Raw genomic sequence first — 20,219 nt, forward strand, 5'->3', positions numbered from 1 at the left:
AGGAGACGGACGATGGACATGATGACCGAGGCAAAAGAGCACTACGTCAAGGCCGATCCCTACCCCTGGCCCTATAACGGCGCGCTGAGGCCCGACAATACCGCGCTCATCATCATCGACATGCAGACCGATTTCTGCGGCAAGGGCGGCTATGTCGATCACATGGGCTACGACCTCGCACTCGTGCAGGCGCCGATCGAGCCGATCAAGGCGGTGCTGACGGCGATGCGCGCCAAGGGGTACCACATCATCCACACCCGCGAAGGCCACCGGCCCGACCTCGCCGACCTGCCGGCCAACAAGCGCTGGCGCTCGCAGCGGATCGGCGCCGGCATCGGCGACGCTGGGCCTTGCGGCCGCATCCTCGTGCGTGGCGAGCCGGGGTGGGACATCATTCGCGAACTCTCTCCTCTTGAGGGCGAAGTGATCATCGACAAGCCGGGCAAGGGCTCGTTCTGCGCCACGGATCTCGAACTGATCCTCAACCAGAAGCGCATCGAAAATATCATCCTCACCGGCATCACCACCGACGTCTGCGTCTCCACCACCATGCGCGAGGCCAATGATCGCGGTTTCGAATGCCTGTTGCTCGAGGATTGCTGCGGCGCCACCGACTACAACAATCACCTCGCCGCCATTCACATGGTGAAGATGCAGGGCGGTGTGTTCGGCTCCGTCTCCAATTCCAAGGCCCTGATCGAGGCGCTCGTCTGATGCCATCGATGCGTGCCCAGGTCTTTCGCGTGCCGGCCGACGGGCCGGATGATGTCTCCGGCGTCGAGGCGCTGTTTGCTGCCGGCCTGAAGCCGGAGAGTGTGGTCGCCATTCTCGGCAAGACCGAGGGCAACGGCTGCGTCAACGACTTTACCCGCGGCTATGCGACATCGAGCTTCGAGGCGCTGTTTCACCGACACGGCGTCGAGGGCGTGTCGATCGTCATGTCCGGCGGCACGGAAGGAGCGCTGTCGCCGCACTGGACGGTGTTTGCCCGCGAGGAGACCGATGCACCGGCGACACGGGCGCTGGCGATCGGCGCGGCGCGCACACCTGCCCTGCCCTCGTGGGATCTCGGGCGCCGGGCGCAGGTGCTGATGGTGGCCGATGCCGTGAAGGCCGCGATCAAGGATGCCGGGATCGAGGATATGGCGGACGTTCATTTCGTGCAGATCAAGTGCCCGCTGCTCACCACGCAGCGGATCGCCACGGTGGAAGCATCCGGCAAGACCGTCGCCACGCGGGATACGCTGAAATCCATGGGGCTTTCGCGTGGCGCGTCGGCGCTCGGGGTCGCGGTGGCGCTCGGCGAGATCGATGCGGACGAGATCACCGATGGGGATATCGGCACGCGCCACGAGCTCTATTCGCGCTGTGCTTCGGCATCGGCCGGCGTCGAGCTTTTGGATCACGAGATCGTCGTGCTCGGCATGAGCTGCAGATGGTCCGGTCCTTTGCAGATCGACCATGCTGTCATGCAGGACGCAATCGATCTGCAGTCGGTGAAGGCGGCCTATGCGCGGCTACCTGGGGGCAAGCTTGCGGCGGTTCTGGCCAAGGCGGAGCCAGACCCGAGCGGTCAGGTGCGCGGCCAGCGGCACACCATGCTCGGCGATTCCGACATATCCGGCACACGCCATGCCCGCGCCTTCGTCGGCGGAGTGCTTTCAGGTGTGTTCGGGATGACCGATCTCTACGTCTCAGGTGGCGCCGAGCATCAGGGGCCGCCGGGTGGCGGGCCAGTGGCAATCATCGTCGAAAAGGAGACCTGAAGTGAGCATAGTCCGCGACACGCGTCTTCCCCAGGCCGGCAAGGCCGTCGGCATCCAGACCCTCGACATGACCATGCGCTTCGGCAGTTTCACGGCGCTCGACAATGTCTCCGTGGATATCCCGGCCGGCAGCTTCCATGCGCTGCTCGGCGAAAACGGTGCCGGCAAATCGACGCTGGTGAAATGCATCATGGGTTTCTACCACCAGACCTCGGGCTCGCTGTCGGTGGATGGCCGCGAGGTGGCGGTCGCCTCGCCTAAGGATGCGGCGACCTATGGGCTCGGCATGGTCTATCAGCATTTCACGCTGGTGCCATCGCTGACAGGTGCCGAGAACCTCGTCATCAGCCGTGCCGCAGTGCCCGCGATCATCAACTGGGCCAAGGAGCGCAAGGACCTCGCCGCCTTCATGGAGCGGATGCCGTTCAAGATCCCGCTCGACAGGCCGGTAAGCGAGCTGGCGGCCGGCGAGAAGCAGAAGCTGGAGATCGTCAAGCAGCTCTATCTCGGCCGCTCCTTCCTCGTGCTCGACGAGCCGACCTCGGTGCTGACGCCTGCCGAGGCCGATGAGATGCTCGGGCTGGTGCGCGGGATGACCGAGCGCGGCGAGCTGACCGTGCTGATGATCTCGCACAAGTTCCATGAAGTGACCAAGTTCGCGGACGCCGTCTCCATTCTCCGGCGTGGCAAGCTGGTGGGATCAGGCAAAGTCGGCGAACTCTCGACATCAGACATGGCGGCGATGATGATCGGCGATGTGAAGCTGGCGGAACTCGACACCCGCGTGCCGGTGTCTTCCGCCGCCAAACCCGTTCTGAAGGTCGAGAAGGTGAAGGCGCCGGATCGGTCCGGATTGAAGACGATCGAGATCGACAGCCTGATGGTGCGCTCCGGCGAGATCGTCGGCATCGCCGGCATTTCGGGGAACGGCCAGAAGGAGCTGACCGAAATCCTCGCCGGCCAGCGGCCGACCGATGCGGGCACCGTCGAGGTCAATGGCGACGCCTATGGCGCGACACGGCCGGAAACGCGGCGCAACAATGTGCGCTTCATCCCTGAAGAGCCGCTGCAGAACGCCTGCGCGCCGAAGATGACCGTCAGCGAAAACCTCGCCTTCCGCACCTTCGACCTCAAGGCCGACGGCAAGGATGCGATCTGGCTCAGCAAGGGCAAGATGCGCAAACGCGCCACCGATCTGATCGCCGATTTCAAGGTGAAGACCGCATCGTCGTCCTCGCCGATCGCGGCACTCTCCGGCGGTAACGTGCAGCGGGCGGTGTTGGCGCGGGAGCTCACCGGCGAGGTCGATCTGCTGATCGTGTCCAACCCGTGCTTCGGCCTCGATTTCTCGGCGGTGGCGGAGATCAGGGCGCGGATAATGCGAGCGCGCAATTCGGGTGCAGCAGTTTTGCTGCTGTCGGAGGATCTCGATGAGCTGCTGGAAATGTCCGACCGGATCATGGTGATCTCGGAGGGCAAGCTGGTCTACGAGACGCCGGCGCTGGCTGCCGACATCTCCGTCATCGGCGCGCATATGGCGGGGCATCACTGATGGCTGAGATCAAGGCGCAACCGTTTGATTTTCCCTTCCGAAAACAGGAGGTCGCGCTCGTCGTCATCGACATGCAGCGCGATTTCGCCGAACCCGGCGGCTTCGGCGCCAGCCTCGGCAACGATGTCGGTCGCATCACCAGGATCGTCCCCGATGTCAAGCGGCTGATCCAGGGATTTCGCGACGCCGGGCTGCCGGTCATTCACACCATGGAATGCCATCGGCCCGACCTGTCGGACCTGCCCGTCGCCAAGCGCAATCGGGGCAAGCCGAGCCTTAGGATCGGCGACGAGGGCCCGATGGGGCGGATCCTGATCGCGGGCGAGCCGGGTACGGCGATCATGCCGGAACTGGCACCCATCGATGGCGAGGTTGTCATCGAGAAGCCCGGCAAAGGCGCCTTCTATGCGACCGAACTTGGCGACGTGCTGAAGAAAAGAGGCATCACGCAGTTGGTGTTTGCCGGCGTGACGACCGAGGTCTGCGTGCAGACGTCGATGCGCGAGGCCAACGACCGGGGCTACGAATGCCTGCTCTGCGAGCAAGCGACGGAAAGCTATTTCCCCGAATTCAAGGAAGCCGCCATCGCGATGATCCGCGCCCAAGGGGCGATCGTCGGATGGACGGCCGATATCGATGACATATTGGAGACGATCAGCCATGCCTGAGACAACGCGCGAACTGCTGACATCGGGTGGGTGGAAGGACCTAGCCTTCGGACCGTTTCGCGATGGCGTGACCATCCACTGGATCAAGGCCTTCGAGGGCGACCAGCCGGGCGTGGCACTGTTGAAATACGAGGCCGGCGCCTCCGTGCCTCGGCATCGGCATGAGGGGCTGGAGACAATCCTGGTGCTCGATGGCGTCCAGTCGGACGAGGCTGGCGACTATGGCAAGGGAAGTTTCGTCGTCAATGCCATGGGCACCGAGCATTCGGTGTGGAGCGACACGGGCTGTATGGTGCTCATTCAGTGGGACCGGCCCGTGAAAATCCTCGAGGAGGCCGCGGCATGAGTACGCCCGCGTTCGATATCGCCTCGCTGCACGCCTTCTATGCCGGCGGTGGCACGGTGGCCGAAATCATCGATCAGGTGTTCGCGCAGATCGCCGCCGTCGATGACCCCGGTATCTTTCTCCATCTCGCCGATCGCCAATCGCTGCTCGCCGAGGCCGCCGCTCTCGGCGCCTTCGATCCGGCGGCAAAGCCGCTTTGGGGCATTCCCTTCGCCGTGAAGGACAATATCGATGTGGCCGGCATGCCGACGACGGCCGCCTGCCCCGATTATGCCTATGGCGCGATCGAGGACGCGACTGTCGTGCGGCTTTTGAGGGAAGCCGGAGCGCTTGTGATCGGCAAGACCAATCTCGACCAGTTCGCGACGGGCCTCGTCGGCGTCCGCTCGCTCTATCCGATCCCGCGTAATGCGATCGATCCGACGCTGGTGCCGGGTGGATCGAGCTCCGGCTCGGCGGTGGCCACCGCGCAGGGGATCGTCAGCTTTGCGTTGGGGACGGATACCGCCGGTTCCGGACGCATTCCGGCCGGGCTCAACAATATCGTCGGGCTGAAGCCGAGCGTTGGTGCGCTGTCGACCACGGGCGTCATTCCCGCCTGCCGGACGCTGGACTGCGTGTCGATCTTCGCGCTTTCCGCCGATGACGCCTGGCGCGTCTTCAGCGTCGCCGCCCGGGAGGATGGCGAGGATGCCTATTCGCGCGCGGTGCCGACGACGGGTTATGGACAGTTGCCTCCGATGCTTTCGATCGGCGTGCCCGCGAAGGCGGATCTGCGTTTCTTCGGTGATGCCGTCATGGCCGCCACCTATGAGGATGCGATCGATATGCTTCGGGGTCTCGGTCATCGGATCGTCGAAGTGCCGTTCGGCGATTTCTACGATGTCGCCGACCTGCTGTACGAGGGTGCCTGGGTTGCCGAGCGCTATGCGGCGGTGAAGGATTTCTTCGATACAAGTGAAGCCAGCTTCCATCCGGTTACCCGCAAGATCTATGGTGCGGCCAAGACGCTGACTGCGGCGGATGCGTTCAATGGGTTCTATGCGCTGCAGGCGATGAAGCGGAAGCTCGCGCCCGTGATCGCCTCCGTCGATCTCTTCTGCGTACCGACGGCGCCCAGCCACTATACCCTTGCCGATGTCGCCGCCGAGCCGATCCGCGAGAATTCGCGGCTGGGAACCTACACCAACTTCGTCAATCTGCTGGACATGTGCGGCATCGCCGTTCCCACCGGCAAGCGTTCGGACGGCCTACCTGCGAGTGTCACGCTGCTCGCCCCTTTCGGCCGCGACGGGCTGACGGCGTCGCTCGCCCTCGACATTCATCGCGCGTCCGGGCTGACACTGGGTGCGACCGGTTGGTCATTGCCGAGTGCCAGGCTGCCGGATGCGGAGATTGAGCCCGGGATCGACATCGTCGTGGTCGGGGCGCATCTCTCGGGGATGCCGCTCAACGGCCAGCTTCGCGAACTCAACGCAAGCTTCGTGCGTGAGGCGCGGACGACGGATGCTTACCGCCTTTATGCGCTTGCCGGCCAGGTTCCCGCCAAACCGGGGCTGATCCGCGTCGAAGCGGGCGCGGGAGGGGAAATCGATGTGGAAGTGTGGCGGTTGACGCCGGATGCCTTCGGTCGCTTCGTCGCCGCCATCCCCTCACCGCTTGGGATCGGCAGCATTTCGCTTTCGGATGGAACCGAGGTGAAAGGGTTTCTGGTCGAGGCGGCGGCGATCTCCGGCGCGGCCGATATCACCGGCTATGGCGGCTGGCGCAGCTATGTTGCGGCGGGAGCCCAGCAGAAGGTCGGCGGCGCGCGATGATGTCGCGCGTTGGAGCGCGTGGCGCTTAGGCTCCGCGCTCCAGGCTTTCCAGCTCGATCTCGAAGCTCATTTGGTCGTAGGCCGGGACGACATGATCAGGGGTTTCGGCCATGACGGTGTCGTAGTCGAGCGGCGTGTGCATGTGGGTCAGGATGGCGCGTTTCGGCTGTAGACGACCGATCCATTCCAGCGACTGCTCAAGCGACAGATGGCTTGGGTGGTAACGGTATTGAAGCGCGTCGATGATCAGGACATCGAGGCCTTGCAGCTTCGGCACGGTTTCCGGCGGGAAATCGCTGATATCGCTACAATAAGCGACATCGCCGATGCGGAAGCCGAGCGAGGTGATGTCGCCGTGCTGCTGAACATGTGGACGCAATGAGATCGCGCCGCCCGCGCCGGTGATATGGACCGGCCTGTCGAGATCTCGGATCACCCTTGCCTCGACGATCGGCGGGTAGTTGCTGCCCGGGGGAGTTTCCAGGCAATAGCCGAAGCCTTGGCGGATGCGGTCCATGGTCGCTTGGTCGGCATAAATCGGCACGCGCTGCTGCGCGCCGAAATAGTAGCCGCGCAGATCGTCCAGGCCATGGATGTGATCGGCGTGCGGATGCGTGTACATCACGGCGTCGATATGCCCGACCTTCGCAGCGATCATCTGTTCGCGAAAATCCGGTCCGGTGTCGATGACCACGGTGGTGACGCCGCCGTTAGCGTCGTATTGCTGGATCATGAAGGAGGCGCGGGTGCGCCGGTTCTTCGGGTTGTCGGGATTGCAGGCGCCCCAGTCGCCGGTGATGCGCGGAACGCCTGGTGAGGACGAGCAGCCGAGAATGGTGAACCGCCGCCTGTAGCCCACCGTGTCAGATCCTCGGCATCTTGGAGAAGCAGCGGAAAGCGTTGTCCGTCGTGATCGCGGCCATCTCGGCGTAGCTCAACCCAAGCGTCTCAGCCAGGACTTCGGCCGTGTTGACGACATAGGACGGCTCGTTGCGCTTGCCGCGCCAGCGCTTCGGCGCGAGATAGGGCGCGTCGGTCTCGACCAGCAGGCGGTCGTGCGGGATGGTGGCGGCGATTTCGCGCAGCTCCTGCGACTTGGGGAAGGTCAGGATGCCGGAAAACGAGATGTAGCCGCCGAGCTCGACACCAACGCGCGCCAGATCAGCGCCCGCCGAGAAGCAGTGCAGGATGAAAGGGAAGGCGCCCTTCCCCGTTTCCTCGGTCAGGATCGCGGCCATATCCTCGTCGGCGCTGCGGCTGTGGATGACCAGCGGCAGCTTCGTTTCGCGGGCGGCCTCGATGTGGCGCAGAAAACCGGTCTTCTGGTCCTCGGGCTTCTGCGTGTCGTAGAAGTAATCGAGACCCGCCTCGCCGATCGCCACCACCTTCTCATGCGCATTCGCCAGGCGGATCAGGTCTTCGGCCTGGATGTCCAGCTCTTCGTCGGCACTGTTGGGATGCGTGCCGACGGAGCAGAAGACGGACGGATACTTCTCGGTGATCGCGAGCAACCCGTCCAGCTTGCGGACGCGCGTGGAGATCGTCACCATCTGCTTGACGCCTGAATCGTGGGCACGCTTGACGATCTCGTCGCGCTCCTCCTCGAAGTCGGCGAAATCCAGGTGGCAATGGGTATCGATCAGCATCTTGGCCTCACGCCTGCGGCGCGACGTAGCGCGGGAAGACCGGCGTCGGCGCTTCCAGCGGTGTGCCCGAAACCAGACGACCGGCTTCACCGAGCGCCGTGAAGTCGCGCTTGTCGGCGGCAGCACCCACGAGGTCGAGCATCCTTTCGGCAGAGCCCGGAACGAATGGCTGCAGCAGGATGGCGATCTGGCGCACGACCTCGGCCGTAACGTAAAGCACGGTCTCCATACGAGCAGGATCGGTCTTCTTGAGCGCCCAGGGCTGCTGGCCGGCGAAATAGCGGTCGGTCTCGGACACGACTGCGATGATCGACGTCAGCGCGCGATGGATGAGCTGCTTTTCCATGTCGTCGCGGGTTGAGGCGAGCAGCGCGTCGGCGGCTGCCAGCATCGCCTTGTCCTCGTCGGTCAGCGGACCGCAGACGGGGATCTTGCCGTCGCAGTTCTTGACGATCATCGACAGCGAGCGGCTGGCGAGGTTGCCGATGCCGTTGGCGAGGTCGGCGTTGATGCGAGTGCCGATCGCCTCTTCGCTGCAGTTGCCGTCATGGCCGAAGGAAATCTCGCGCATCAGGAAGTAGCGGATCGCGTCGAGGCCGAAATGCTCGATCAGCTCGAACGGATCGAGCACGTTGCCGAGCGACTTCGACATCTTCTCGCCGCCCTTGGCCAGCACGAAGCCATGCGCGAAGACGCGCTTGGGCAGCGGCAGCTTGGCCGACATCAGGAAGGCGGGCCAGTAAACGGCGTGGAAGCGGATGATGTCCTTACCGATGATATGGACGTCGGCCGGCCAATACTTGGCGCGCGGGCCGTTCTTGTCCTCGAGGTAGCCGGTGGCGGTCAGATAATTGGTCAGCGCGTCGACCCAGACGTACATGACGTGCTCTGGATCATTCGGCACCTTGATGCCCCAGTCGAAGGTGGTGCGCGAGATCGACAGATCCTTCAGCCCCGACTTGACGAAGGAGATCACCTCGTTGCGGCGTTCGGCCGGGCCGATGAAATCGGGCTCGGATTCGTAGAGCGCCAAGAGCTTGTCCTGGTATTCCGAGAGCTTGAAGAAGTAGCTCGCCTCTTCCACCCACTCGACAGGCGTGCCCTGCGGTCCGTAGCGCACGCCATCGGCGCGCAGCTCGGTCTCGTTTTCCTGGTAATAGGCCTCGTCGCGCACAGAGTACCAGCCGGCATAGCTGTCCTTGTAGATGTCGCCGGCGTCGGCCATCAGGTTCCAGATGTTCTTCGACGTCTCGTGGTGACGATCCTGCGTGGTGCGGATGAAGTCGTCGTTGGAGGCGTTGAGTAGCTTGGCCATCGCCTGGAATTCGCCGGAGTTGCGGTCGGCGAGTTCCTGCGCGGTGATGCCCTCGGCGCGGGCCGTCTGCTGCATCTTCTGGCCATGCTCGTCGGTGCCGGTCAGGAAGAACACGTCCTTGCCGTCGAGGCGCTGGTAGCGCGCCATGGCATCCGTCGCGATCAGCTCGTAGGCGTGGCCGATATGCGGCTTGCCGTTCGGGTAGGAAATCGCGGTGGTGATGTAGAAGGGTGTCTTGTCTGTCATGGCGGCCATTCTCGTGCGGCTTATTCTTTGAAATCTATACGCCGCTCCTTAGCGCATGTGGCGGCGAAGCGAAACAGTAAGTTTGGAAAGCGACGCCTCCAACACATTGCAGTGCAATGTTCGTGACCGCCGCGTGCTTGACTCGTTTTTTTCCCCATTCTACCCAAGAGAACCATCGAACAGGGTTCCGCAAACGTGACATCAGCCGTCCCCCGCACCGACCTCTTCCACGTAGGCTTGTTATACGTAGGCTTAGGGCCTGCTATTTGATGTTCTCCCATTTCGATCCGCTTTATTCGCTCTCGGGTTTCTTCGTCGGAGCGCTTGTCGGAATCACCGGTGTCGGCGGTGGCTCGCTGATGACGCCGTTGCTGGTTCTGCTGTTCGGCGTCCATCCGGCGACCGCCGTCGGGACCGATCTGCTCTACGCGGCCGTCACCAAGAGTGCGGGCACCGCGGTCCACGGCATGCATGGGCGCATCAACTGGCGGATCGTCGGCTGTCTTGCCGCCGGCAGCGTGCCGGCAGCGCTGATCATGCTGTGGCTGTTGTCGGGCGTCGATCGCAAGAGCATCGAAGTCGCGCATACGATCACGACGGCGCTTGGCTGGCTGCTCGTCATGACGGCTTTCATGCTGGTCTTTCGCAAACAGGTGCTGGCCTTCGCGCAGCGCTCCACAGGCGAGCGGCGGACGCTGCGGCCGGCGACGCTTGGCATTCTCACCGTCGTGCTCGGGCTGGCGCTCGGCATCCTCGTGACGTTGACGTCGGTCGGCGCGGGCGCGCTCGGCGTCACCATCCTGCTCGTGCTTTATCCCAGGCTCGATGTGCGCGAGATCGTCGGTTCCGACATCGTCCACGCTGTGCCGCTGACGCTGATCGGCGGCATGGGTTACTGGATGATCGGCGAGATCGACTGGTTCATGCTTGCGGCACTGCTGGTCGGCTCGATCCCCGGCATCATCGCCGGCAGCCTTTTGGCGCCGAAGCTGCATGAGCGGACGATCCGCCTTGTGCTGGCAGGGACGCTTGCGATCGTCGCCTACAAGCTTCTGACTTCCTGATCCGAAACTTACCGGGTCACGGTCCCGGCTGCTTGATATCGCCGAGAATGCTCAGAATTGTCTGCTTGCGGTCGAGATTGTAGGCGTCGGAGACCGTCAGGCGCTCGATGATATCGCTGTGCAGGCGCGACAGGCGCTCGGCCTGGGCCACCTGCCCCGCCATGGCCGCAGCCTTTGCCTTGCCCATCAGGTCGTCGCCGAGATGGCCCGCGAAAAACTCGAAGATCGTGTCACTTTCCTTGCCAGACAGCGCATCGGCCAGACGGTGCATCGCCTTGCGCGCCGATGGTCCCTGCAGGGTCAGAACCTCGTTGTAGGCGGAGATGATCTCGCCACCGCCGTAGTTCACCAGCTTCAGCGCTTCACCGACGCTGCCATTGGCGGATGCCAGCAGCGACGGGTCATTTGCGTCCACGCCGAGATGTCCCAGAGCCGAGCGCAGCGCGTTGTCACCGAGCGGCGACAGCTTGAGCGGCAGGCAGCGGGAGCGGATGGTGGGGAGCAGCTTGCCCGGCGCATGCGAGATCAACAGGAAGAGCGCGCGCTTCGGCGGCTCCTCGAGGATCTTCAGGATGGCGTTGGCGGCACTTCGGTTCATGTCGTCGGCAGGATCGATGATGACGATGCGCCAGTTGCCGGTGCCCGATGTCTGCGAGAAGAAGCGGCCGGCGCGGCGCACCTCGTCGACCGTGATCGCCGATTTCACCTTGCCGGTCTTCTCGTCCACCGGGCGGGCGAGATGCAGCAGGTTGTGCGAGGCGCCCGAGTTGATCTGGCGGCTGACGGAGGAATGCGGATCAGGATCGGCGAGGACGTCAGGCGCCGTCTCCGGGTCCGGGTGCGACAGGACGTGATTGGCGAAACGGAAGGCAAGCGTCGCTTTGCCGATCCCCGACGGCCCTTCCATCAGGAGGGCGTGGTGACCCTTGCCGGAACGGTAGGACTGCGCGAGGAAGGCCTCGGCGTCTTCATGACCGAAGAGCTTTGTGTTTTCGGGCGGCCAGATCGCACCGTCGAGAAGGCTCGGGTGCTCGTCACTCATCGATCGCACTCATCGCCGGTTCCGCGACCTTCGGGGCATCCGCAGGCGCCAGCAACTGGCCGACGATCGAGACGATTTCGGCAGCGATCTCTTCCTCGGTCTGCATGGCGTTGACGACGTGGCAGCGCTCGGGCTCGCGCGAAGCTATGTCGAGAAAGGCTTCGCGGCGCTTCTCGTGGGTTTCGATCTCTTCCTTCTCGAAGCGATCGGGCGCGACGTCGCCGGCGGCACCTCGGCGCTTGGCGCGTTCGAGACCGGCTTTCGCCGGCAGGTCGAGCATCAGCGTGCAATCGGGAACGACACCGTTGATCGCGACGCGTTGCAGCGTCTCGATGAAATCGGGCTCCAGATTGCCCGTCACGCCCTGATAGACGCGCGAGGAATCCATGAAGCGATCGCAGAGCACGACCTTGCCCTGACCAAGGGCAGGACGAATGATCTCCTCGACATGATCGTTGCGGGCGGCGGCGAAGAGAATCGCTTCCATGCGCGTTCCAAAGGATTCGGCAGCACCTGAGAGTAGCACATGGCGCACGGCCTCCGCGCCTGGCGAACCGCCCGGCTCGCGCGTGACCACGACCTCGTGACCCCTCGCGCGCAAGGCATCGGCCAGCCGACGGATCTGGGTGGACTTACCAGCACCCTCACCGCCTTCAAACGTAACGAACAATCCGGTAGCGGATGACAACAATATGTTCCTGCGATCTTGGCCTGCACTCAATCGGCGCCAGCGGCACCTCGTCCGTACATCTAGCCGAAGATGACGGCGAGCGGAACCGCTTCGCGTCGATCTCTCGGCTTTGTCACAAGGTGAAACGCGACTATGGCGATCATGTGGGCTCGGCCGGCTTATCCCAGAGCCAGGAAAACAGCAGCGTTTCGCCGAGCTCCAGCACGGCGTCGACAGCGCGGCTGCTGAGAGTGCCCTCCTCGACCGCGGCCTTGGTGTAGAGCGGCACTTCACGCAGCAGTCTGCTTCCAGCGAAAAGCCGCAGCGTGCCGACCTCGCGATCCGCTTCGACCGGTGCCGGGAGCGGCCAGTGGTAGACGATGCGGGCAGCCAGGCGGTCGGGATTGTTGACCGGGATGTAGACGCTGATTGGGCTTTTGGCGACGAGCTCGACGCTGCGCGATGCGCCGCCATAGACGCTCGCCGTGCCGATGACCTCGTTTTCGGCGAAGAGCTGGCGGATTTCGAAGGCGCTGAGGCCCCACTCGAGCACACGCTTGGCTTCCTCGGTGCGCTCCTTGTCGGAGGCGATGCCGCCGAGCGTCATGAACAAGCGGCGGCCGTTGCGCTCGGCCGACGCCACGATCGAGTACCCCTCGCCTTCGGCAAAGCCTGTCGCCAGGCCATCGACGCCGAGACCGAAGCCGAGCAGCGGGTTGCGGTTACGCTGGAAAATCTTGTTCCACTCGAAATCGGGTTGGGCGAAATAGGGATAATAGGCCGGATACCCCTGTTGCAGGCGCTCCGCCAGCGCGACCATGTCATAAGCCGTGGTCTTGCTCTTTCCGTCGGGAAGTCCGGTGGAGTTGGCGAAGAGCGAGTGCTGCATGCCGAGCGTCTTGGCGCGGCGCGTCATGCTTTCGGCGAAAGCCGGCTCGCCGCCGCTCATGCCTTCGGCAAGAATGATGCAGCTGTCGTTGGCGCCCTGGATGGCTATCCCTCGCACGAGATCCTCGACACGCACGTTGGACTTCAGCGCCGCGAACATGGTCGCGGTGCGCGACGGCGCGCCGCCGGTGCGCCAGGCAAATTCGGAGACGGGGTATTGGGTATCGAGCGTGATCTGCTTGCTCGTCAACGCATCGAAGACGAGCTCGACCGTCATCAGCTTGGCAAGCGAGGCCGGCGAGAAGGTTTGGTGTTCGTTCTTGGCAAGCAGGACCGTGCCGGTCGACGCTTCGACCATATAGGCTTGTGCGGCCTTGGTAACGAACGACTGATTGGCGTCGGCGGGTGCCGCCATGGCATCAGTCGAAACGATCTGAGCCAACGGCAACAGGCAGGCACAGAGACGAAGCATATGTTTCAGCATCGAAACCCTCATCGATCCGGCCCCGAAGGACCTCGGAAACACTTACTTCAGCGCAGCCTTCGCTGCCTTCTGACGCTTGAATGATGCCAGGATGCTGTCTTCGGTCAAGCCGTCATTGCGAACCATGACCGCGTCGAAGGCGAGATCGACCGTCACGGTCTTCACGCCCTCTTCCTGGTAGCCCATGGCCATCGACCCCTGCTGCCAGCCATAGGGGCGCTCGTAGGGATAGGGTCCGATCTCAGGCAGCACGACCATTTCGCCGAACGACGTGGGTGCGGCATTGTCGAAGGACGGGGCGCGTAGCGGCGTTGGGATCGGAGCAGCGTTGTAAGGCGCGCTCGGGGTCGAGCCGGCGTAGGAGGTCGCGGAGCGCGGAACCGGCACGCTGTCGGCTGCGGGCGGCGTGAAGCCACCGAAGCTCTGGATCTCCTCGCGCGTGATGCGCTTGCTGTTGGAGGCAACCATGACACCGGTGGCGATCTGCCCCTCGCCCGGATAGACGCCGGGGATGCGGCTGCCCTTCGGCACGTAGGAGGCCATCAGGTACGGCATATCGTGGCCGTCCATGCGCGCCTTGCCGACATACTGCACGCGCACATTGCCGGTGCCGCTGTGCTGGAGATCGAGCAGGTCTGCCGTCTTGTTCGACAGGTCGATGATGCGACCTTCGTGATAAGGGCCGCGGTCGTTGACGCGCACGATGATGGACGAGCCGTTTTCGACGTTCGTCACGCGCGCGTAGCTCGGGAGCGGAAATGTCGGATGAGCGGCGGAAATATGCATCTGGTCGTAGACTTCGCCATTGGCGGTCAGACGACCATGGAAAGCCGAGCCGTACCAGGAGGCGATACCGACCTTGTTGTAGGAGAAATCCTCTTTCGGGAAATAGGTCTTACCTTTGACGACATAGGGATTGCCGACGATGTAGCGACCGCCGCCCTTCGGGATATTGTTGCCGGTGGCGACACGCGGGCTCGCTTTGACGCCATATTCCGACTCGGCAAAATATTCCTTGCCGTGCGTGCGCTTGGCCGTCGTCGTCGGTGCCGTTCCGCAAGCGGTCACTGTCGCACAGATAAGCGACAAGCCTACCCACCGCATTGGTGTCGCAAGTGCCGCCGCCCCGAAGTCTCGTCTCATATGTCCCACGCCGCTCAAGACCGTTATGGCTCAAAGTCCGCCTATTCAGGCAAAACAAGCCGTACCGCCATCAACCTAACGAGACTTTAATCATGCGACCTTCGCGGCGAATTTGCGAAAGCTTTCGCCGAGATAGAGACAATTCTAATGAATATGGTTAATGGATCGCTAAATTAATGAAGCGATCCGGCACATCCATGGCGGTCTTGAGCAGCTATCAATCGGCTGTCAGAAGTGAAACGAGACACCAACGTTAACGGCGTTGGTGATGATGTTGGTCTTGAGATTGTCGCCGCTATCGATCGGCACGTTCACGCGGGAGTAATTTCCCTTGTACTCGACGAAGGTCGACCAGCGATCGGTGATGCGGAAATCCACACCGGCCTGGGCCTGGAACGTCACGCCGCCGAACTCGTAATCGAAGGTCGTGCCCTGGGGGCGCGTGACTTCGACATGCGGCACGTTGATGCCGACGCCGACGCCGATGTAGGGCGTCCAGCGCTGACCCTCGATCGGGAAGCGATAGAGCGCGTTGGCCGTCAGAAGGTTCAGGCCATCGGTGAATTCGAAATGCGACCAGCCGGATGTCGCCAGCGTCTTTTCGTCTGCATAGACCTTGGCGTGGGTATAATCGAGGGAGAAGCCGAGATTGGGATGATTGAAATTCTCAAGCCACCAAGTCACCCGCGCGCCGTAATAGGGCGGCGAGCCGAACGACTTTCCTTCCCAGCCGGCATTGAAATGCGTGCCGTCGGACACATCCACGCCGCTGTGCGGTGCCGTCTGGTAGCCACCATAGACGGAGAACTGCAGATCCTCGGCCTTTGCCGGACCGCAGAGACAGGCGGCAGTGACGAGTGCGTATGTCGAAAGACGGAATGCGCGGCGCATGAATGGTCCCCAGGTTATCAACCCGGCGATCTTCGCCGCCCTTTGTGACAGCGCTATTTCAGTTCGCGCCGATGGACGATTGATTGTCGACGTGTGTCAATAACACAACAATGTGAACATGCGCCCCATGACAGCTTCGCTAACCGAGACGCTCCGTCAGGACCTTTACGAAGCCGTCGATATCCGCCTTCGTGGTTCGATGGTTGACGATGGCGCAGCGCACCGCAAGTTCGCCATCGACCGTCGTCCATGACGGCACCGCTAGGCCGCTTTCGTGGAGATCAAGCACCAGTTCCCTGATAACGTGGTCATTCGCTCCGCGAATGCCGAAGCATACGATATTGAGCGCAACCGGCGCCTTGATCTCGAAGCGCTGGTCGCGCTTGAGACTTGCCGCCAGATAGCGGGCGATTTCGCAGGTGTGGGCGATCGCGTTGCCCATGCGCTCGGCGCCCAGCGTCTCGATCGTCATCCAGGTCTTCAGCGCCCTGAAACCGCGCGACAGGTCCGGCCCGAGGTCGCAAGGCCATGTGTCGCCTGCGGCAAGCCCCCTCTCCGAGCGCTGCAGATACGCGGCAGGCTGCGCGAAGGCGCGCTTGTGGGCAGCGCTGTCGCGCACCAGCAGGAAGCCTGCATCGTAGGGAACGTGACCCCATTTGTGAAAATCCAGCGCCACCGAGGCCGAGCGCTCGATGCCGGAGAAGAGCTCGCGCAGTGTGGGCGCCAGCATGCCCAACGCGCCGATCGCGCCATCGACGTGAAACCAGACCTTCTCGGCTTCGGCGATCCCGGCGATCTCGGCCAGCGGATCGACCGCGCCGGTATTGACGGTTCCGGCCGTTCCGACCACGAGGAATGGCTGCAGTCCCCGCGCGCGGTCTTCCGCAATCGCGGCGCGCAAGGCATCCATGTTCATGCGGCCGGCATCGTCGACCGCGATGGATCGCAGGTTCGCCGAGCCGATACCCGACAGCTCCATTGCCTGGGCTATGCAGATATGCGCCTGCGCGGACGTATAGGCGACGAGCTGCCGGTCGACTGCACCAAGGCCATCGCGGCGGACGTTCTCGCCCAGCGCCTCGGTTCTGGCGATGATCACGGCCAGGAAATTGGCCATGGACGAGCCGGTGACAAACAGGCCGCTTGCCGCTTCGGGATAACCGAGCGCTTCGCTCATCCAGCGGGTGATCTGCTTTTCGACCTCAATGCCCACATGATCGCGGCCGCCGCAATTCATGTTCAACCCGGCAGCGACCATCTCGGCCACCATGCCGACCGGCGTGCCGGCGCCGTGGACCCAGCCCATGAAGAGCGGATGCAGATTGCCGGTCGCGTAAGGGAAGATGTTGTCACGTATGTCGCTCAAGACGTCGTCGAGCGCGCGAGGGTCTTGCGGCAGCGGATGCGCGAACCGCGCGCGTATCTGCGATGGCATCGGCTGCCAGACGGGCTTTTGCCTGACGTTGGCGATATGATCGATCGTGTCGTCGAGCATTTGGTGCGCCGCCTGGCGAAACGCATCCCAATCGGTGGGATCGAGATTTGCAGTGCGCTCGATTTCGTTCAAGCCTGCGGCCAGATCGCTTTCCGGTGTCCGCGACATCACATCCCTCGAACGGTTTGGGACACGACGGCCCATTTGCCGAACAGGATATCGAGATCGTCGGCGATCGGCTGCATGGCCCGTGCCATGTCGTAGCCCTCGGCCAGCCTCGCTGAGACGGCGTTGACATCGGCGGCGGAAGCCGCGATCCGCAGGATCGTGCGCGCACTCAGATGTACCGCCTGCCCGACGTGGCAGACAGGTCCGGCGCCATGCTCGCGCAGCGCCAGATGAAGCGCCTGCGTCTGTGCCAGCGAGGCGAAAGCGCCGGCGCCGTTGGTGATCGTCAGCGGGACGATCGCGCGGTCGACGATGTGGTCTCCCTCGTCGTCGGCGTGGATCATCGCGTCTTGAAGATGATGAGCGCGCTCTCGCACGAGGTTTGCGAATGCCTGCTTGATCTGGCGCTGCAGGTCCGCGCCGGTGCCGGCCAGCGGATCCAGCTGCTCGAGCGCGGCGATCCATCGCAACCCAAGCCCGAGATTGAAGTGCGAGCCGAATTCCAGGCTCGTCCGGCCATGGATCAGCGACGACCAGTCGTGGAGCGCCGTGTATTGTGAAAGGCCTGCAGCAATCGGCAACGTCGCAGACAACTCATCGACCACCGCCGGCGGAAGGGCAAGAGCGCCGGCAAAGGGCGGGCCTGCGAGGAATTTCGAGCCGGTGACGGCAACGAGGAAGCCGTCGGCGATATCGCGGCGAAGATCGGCGATGCCGCAGCGGAATTGGCAGGCATCGACCAGCACGCGAACTCGACCCGGCGCCAGCGCCGCAACGTGGCGCGCCGTAGCGCGCGATACCGCCGTCAGCCCGGTCTTCGATGTATCGAGGACATGCAGGAGGACATCGCGGTCGTGCTTCAACGCCTGCTCGGCAAGCATAATGACCTCGCCGTCGATCTCATCCGCACTACGCGCCTGGCCGGCGTCATTGCGGATCGCAACCGTGCGTACTTCGATACGGTCGGCCGACATCCCGTCCAGCACCTCGCCCGCGGCAACGCGGTATCCAAGCGCGGTTGCGTCGGCGAAATGCCGGCCGGCCGCGGCCCTCGGTATGCCACTGCCGGTCTCCTCCGGCGCGATCAGGATGTTCGTCACCGGCCGCTTCGACAGCGCCAGGGTCAGGCCGAGCGCGAGGAGTTCTACATCCGTGCCGGATGCCGCTAGAACGATGTCGCTGCCGGCGCAGCCGAGGCTGTCACCAATGCGATGGTGAATATTGGCGAACCATTGATCGATTGCGACGGCATGCGACCCATCGACGCCGAACAGCCGCTTCAATTGCTCATCGGCAGCCGCGAAACCTTGAACGGACACATTGCTGGCGGTCGTCGAGGCGAACGAAATCTCGCCGATCGAAGGCGTGGTCTTCGTGCCGTAGCGATTGCGGCCCGTTGCCGGGTCGGGCTGGATGCGGCCGTCACCACCGGCGGCAAGCAGCATCGACAGGGAATGCGGCGCGTTCGCCGGATCGCGGAAAAGCTCGCGATTGTGTGGCAGGTCGTAGGTGATCTTCGGGGCGGCGCTCATGTCGTCTCCATGGGATGGGAATGTCGGGACGCTGTGATCACAGCGGCTCGACGACCGACACGGTACTGAGTTTGGATCCGGTTGCGACGCGCTTTGCCAGAGCGCTTTCGAACGCCGCAAACAGCGCGTTCATCGCCTTCTTCTTGTAAGGAAACACCGATTCGGAATCCATTGCATGCACGATCATGGCGACGTCGGCTTCGAAGAGCAGCAGGCGACCGTCGGACAGTTCCGCACAGTCGATCGCGAAATAATCGAGGCCAAGGCGGCGGCTCAGCGCATCGAAGGCGCTGGCATGGCGCTTCGCGAAATCGGCGTCGAAATTCTCCATCCACGCCGCCTCCTCCAGGCGCCGCTCGCCGTGTTCGGCCATGCCGGCGCTGAGATAGTGCACCATCCAGTGGTCGGAAATCGCGAGATGGCTCGCGTAGGGCTTGCCGTCGATCACCGCGACACGCTGCTTGCGAAACTTGCCGTCCTCGCTGCTGTAGTCGATGAAGGGAGCGATATAGAAGTCGGTCTCGTCTCGCCCGCCCAGATAGGCCGCGAGCGCGTCCGCCGAGGCAATCTTCTCCATGCCGTGGCCGGCATGCGTGCCTGTGGGGCGCACGATGATGGGGTAGTTCGCAAGACCGTCGACGGTGTCGAGGCCGCGTGTTCCGTCCGCGAGGTCGCGCAACGCTTCGCGGGCGATCCGGCTTGTCAGCGGCGCGAGGATGGTGGGCTCGTCTCGAAACGCTTCGGAGACGCCCTCGCGCGACAGATCGATGATCGCGCGCGGTGCGTTGTTGAGAATAGGCCCCTTCCAGGCCGATAGCACGCGCTCGAGATTTTCCAGGACCGGAAGATTGTCGGGCGATTCGCCGACAGCCACGAAGGCAACGTCGTGTTCGGGAATGTTGTTTAGATCAGCGGTCGTCTCATCGACATAGTGAAGCAGGATAGTGACATCAGAACTCTCGAGCAGGAACTCGATCGGCGTGTTGGCCATGAAGTCGCCATGGGTGACGATGACGAGGACGCGGAGCCCCGTGCCCTTGCCGTTGCGAATCCTGTAGGCGCGGCTCGTCTCCAATGCGCCCTTTTGGGCGATGGCAGCCTGTTCGGACTTTCCATGCGTCTGGAGAATGATCGAAAGGTCCATGAAGGCGCCAGCATCGGCTAGATTGTCCGTCACACGCGCCATCAACATCTCCCAATAGGGCGTGACGTCCTTGCCTTCATAGATGGCGCGCACGATCACCGCCTTGCCAGCGATCACATGCCCTTCTTCTTCAGCCTCGAGGATCCTGGCGGCGGCATTTTTCAAAGCATCAACTCCATTGGCCAGCGCAACGGTGGCGGCGGCTGTTTCGCCGTCGCGTCGCCGATGCGCGCATATTCGAGGATACTTGTGTGCCCGGTTGCTTGCGTCGAGCTTACTGTTTCGGCCGACGACCGCCATGGCCCGTCGCTGCGCTATCGGCTGCGATAGCAATCGGTCCCGTTGCCGACTTGAATCGCCGGCGGCCTCCCCTTACCTGCGCGCCCAAGCGCGAGCGCGTAG

Annotated in this window: 18 protein-coding genes; 7 read left to right on the plus strand and 11 right to left on the minus strand. The window is 63.3% G+C overall.

What is annotated here, in order from left to right; all coding sequences use genetic code 11:
- Positions 1–12: 12 nt before the first annotated feature.
- The 6 genes from D460_RS0117390 to atzF are packed head-to-tail and all read left to right on the plus strand — an operon-like array spanning position 13 to position 6,149.
- Positions 13–714, plus strand: coding sequence for an isochorismatase family cysteine hydrolase (locus D460_RS0117390; RefSeq protein WP_018899852.1), 702 nt, complete (start codon positions 13–15; stop codon positions 712–714).
- On the plus strand, positions 714–1,766 hold the full coding sequence (locus tag D460_RS0117395) for a ring-opening amidohydrolase (RefSeq protein WP_018899853.1): 1,053 nt from the start codon (positions 714–716) through the stop codon (positions 1,764–1,766). Before D460_RS0117390 ends, D460_RS0117395 begins: the two co-directional genes overlap by 1 nt.
- 1 nt (position 1,767) lies before the next feature.
- Positions 1,768–3,318, plus strand: a complete 1,551-nt coding sequence (locus D460_RS0117400) for an ABC transporter ATP-binding protein (RefSeq protein WP_018899854.1) — start codon at positions 1,768–1,770, stop codon at positions 3,316–3,318.
- Positions 3,318–3,986, plus strand: a complete 669-nt coding sequence (locus tag D460_RS0117405; protein ID WP_018899855.1) for an isochorismatase family cysteine hydrolase — start codon at positions 3,318–3,320, stop codon at positions 3,984–3,986. The genes D460_RS0117400 and D460_RS0117405 overlap by 1 nt, the downstream gene beginning before the upstream one ends.
- A complete protein-coding gene (locus tag D460_RS0117410) occupies positions 3,979–4,332 on the plus strand; it encodes a cupin domain-containing protein (RefSeq protein ID WP_018899856.1) in 354 nt (117 codons plus the stop codon). The genes D460_RS0117405 and D460_RS0117410 overlap by 8 nt, the downstream gene beginning before the upstream one ends.
- Positions 4,329–6,149 (plus strand): allophanate hydrolase, encoded by a 1,821-nt coding sequence (atzF, locus tag D460_RS0117415; RefSeq protein WP_018899857.1) that lies wholly within the window; start codon positions 4,329–4,331, stop codon positions 6,147–6,149. Before D460_RS0117410 ends, atzF begins: the two co-directional genes overlap by 4 nt.
- A gap of 25 nt (positions 6,150–6,174) precedes the next feature.
- Here the strand turns inward: atzF and D460_RS0117420 are convergent, their stop codons facing one another.
- The 3 genes from D460_RS0117420 to metG are packed head-to-tail and all read right to left on the minus strand — an operon-like array spanning position 6,175 to position 9,356.
- Positions 6,175–7,008 carry an MBL fold metallo-hydrolase gene (locus D460_RS0117420; protein ID WP_018899858.1) on the minus strand — a complete coding sequence of 278 codons (834 nt, stop codon included), beginning with the start codon at positions 7,006–7,008 and terminating at the stop codon, positions 6,175–6,177.
- A 4-nt stretch (positions 7,009–7,012) separates the two neighbouring features.
- Positions 7,013–7,795, minus strand: a complete 783-nt coding sequence (locus D460_RS0117425) for a TatD family hydrolase (RefSeq protein WP_018899859.1) — start codon at positions 7,793–7,795, stop codon at positions 7,013–7,015.
- A gap of 7 nt (positions 7,796–7,802) precedes the next feature.
- On the minus strand, positions 7,803–9,356 hold the full coding sequence (gene metG / locus D460_RS0117430) for a methionine--tRNA ligase (RefSeq protein WP_026283260.1): 1,554 nt from the start codon (positions 9,354–9,356) through the stop codon (positions 7,803–7,805).
- Positions 9,357–9,625: 269 nt separating this feature from the next.
- Here metG and D460_RS0117435 point away from each other — a divergent pair, with 269 nt between their 5' ends.
- Positions 9,626–10,420 carry a sulfite exporter TauE/SafE family protein gene (locus D460_RS0117435; protein ID WP_018899861.1) on the plus strand — a complete coding sequence of 265 codons (795 nt, stop codon included), beginning with the start codon at positions 9,626–9,628 and terminating at the stop codon, positions 10,418–10,420.
- A 16-nt stretch (positions 10,421–10,436) separates the two neighbouring features.
- On the opposite strand, the gene D460_RS0117440 is transcribed toward D460_RS0117435, so the two are convergent.
- From D460_RS0117440 to D460_RS0117480, 8 genes are all read right to left on the minus strand, one after another.
- Positions 10,437–11,462: a DNA polymerase III subunit delta' gene (locus D460_RS0117440; protein ID WP_018899862.1), complete on the minus strand. Its 1,026-nt coding sequence runs from the start codon at positions 11,460–11,462 to the stop codon at positions 10,437–10,439.
- Positions 11,455–12,150 (minus strand): dTMP kinase, encoded by a 696-nt coding sequence (gene tmk, locus D460_RS0117445; protein WP_026283261.1) that lies wholly within the window; start codon positions 12,148–12,150, stop codon positions 11,455–11,457. Before tmk ends, D460_RS0117440 begins: the two co-directional genes overlap by 8 nt.
- Before the next feature lie 142 nt (positions 12,151–12,292).
- Positions 12,293–13,504 carry a D-alanyl-D-alanine carboxypeptidase family protein gene (locus tag D460_RS0117455; protein ID WP_018899864.1) on the minus strand — a complete coding sequence of 404 codons (1,212 nt, stop codon included), beginning with the start codon at positions 13,502–13,504 and terminating at the stop codon, positions 12,293–12,295.
- A gap of 42 nt (positions 13,505–13,546) precedes the next feature.
- Complete coding sequence (locus D460_RS0117460; protein WP_026283262.1) at positions 13,547–14,647, minus strand: septal ring lytic transglycosylase RlpA family protein; 1,101 nt, start codon at positions 14,645–14,647, stop codon at positions 13,547–13,549.
- A gap of 228 nt (positions 14,648–14,875) precedes the next feature.
- The gene (locus D460_RS0117465; protein WP_018899866.1) at positions 14,876–15,538 is read right to left on the minus strand and encodes a porin family protein; all 663 of its coding nucleotides are present in this window, start codon (positions 15,536–15,538) and stop codon (positions 14,876–14,878) included.
- Positions 15,539–15,677: 139 nt separating this feature from the next.
- Complete coding sequence (locus D460_RS0117470) at positions 15,678–17,141, minus strand: aminotransferase class V-fold PLP-dependent enzyme (RefSeq protein ID WP_018899867.1); 1,464 nt, start codon at positions 17,139–17,141, stop codon at positions 15,678–15,680.
- The gene (locus tag D460_RS33240) at positions 17,141–18,673 is read right to left on the minus strand and encodes a hypothetical protein (RefSeq protein ID WP_018899868.1); all 1,533 of its coding nucleotides are present in this window, start codon (positions 18,671–18,673) and stop codon (positions 17,141–17,143) included. Before D460_RS33240 ends, D460_RS0117470 begins: the two co-directional genes overlap by 1 nt.
- Positions 18,674–18,710: 37 nt before the next feature.
- Positions 18,711–19,982, minus strand: a complete 1,272-nt coding sequence (locus D460_RS0117480) for a tetratricopeptide repeat-containing protein (RefSeq protein WP_245267764.1) — start codon at positions 19,980–19,982, stop codon at positions 18,711–18,713.
- Positions 19,983–20,219 lie beyond the last annotated feature (237 nt).

This window comes from Rhizobium sp. 2MFCol3.1 (genome assembly GCF_000377565.1).
Classification (GTDB): Bacteria; Pseudomonadota; Alphaproteobacteria; order Rhizobiales; family Rhizobiaceae; genus Rhizobium.

Coding starts and splice junctions, on each gene's coding strand:
- D460_RS0117390 (WP_018899852.1), top strand. CDS start 13: ATGGACATGATGACCGAGGCAAAAGAGCACTACGTCAAGGCCGATCCC.
- D460_RS0117395 (WP_018899853.1), top strand. CDS start 714: ATGCCATCGATGCGTGCCCAGGTCTTTCGCGTGCCGGCCGACGGGCCG.
- D460_RS0117405 (WP_018899855.1), top strand. CDS start 3,318: ATGGCTGAGATCAAGGCGCAACCGTTTGATTTTCCCTTCCGAAAACAG.
- D460_RS0117410 (WP_018899856.1), top strand. CDS start 3,979: ATGCCTGAGACAACGCGCGAACTGCTGACATCGGGTGGGTGGAAGGAC.
- atzF (WP_018899857.1), top strand. CDS start 4,329: ATGAGTACGCCCGCGTTCGATATCGCCTCGCTGCACGCCTTCTATGCC.
- D460_RS0117425 (WP_018899859.1), bottom strand. CDS start 7,795: ATGCTGATCGATACCCATTGCCACCTGGATTTCGCCGACTTCGAGGAG.
- metG (WP_026283260.1), bottom strand. CDS start 9,356: ATGACAGACAAGACACCCTTCTACATCACCACCGCGATTTCCTACCCG.
- D460_RS0117435 (WP_018899861.1), top strand. CDS start 9,626: ATGTTCTCCCATTTCGATCCGCTTTATTCGCTCTCGGGTTTCTTCGTC.
- D460_RS0117440 (WP_018899862.1), bottom strand. CDS start 11,462: ATGAGTGACGAGCACCCGAGCCTTCTCGACGGTGCGATCTGGCCGCCC.
- D460_RS0117455 (WP_018899864.1), bottom strand. CDS start 13,504: ATGCTGAAACATATGCTTCGTCTCTGTGCCTGCCTGTTGCCGTTGGCT.
- D460_RS0117460 (WP_026283262.1), bottom strand. CDS start 14,647: ATGAGACGAGACTTCGGGGCGGCGGCACTTGCGACACCAATGCGGTGG.
- D460_RS0117465 (WP_018899866.1), bottom strand. CDS start 15,538: ATGCGCCGCGCATTCCGTCTTTCGACATACGCACTCGTCACTGCCGCC.
- D460_RS0117470 (WP_018899867.1), bottom strand. CDS start 17,141: ATGTCGCGGACACCGGAAAGCGATCTGGCCGCAGGCTTGAACGAAATC.
- D460_RS33240 (WP_018899868.1), bottom strand. CDS start 18,673: ATGAGCGCCGCCCCGAAGATCACCTACGACCTGCCACACAATCGCGAG.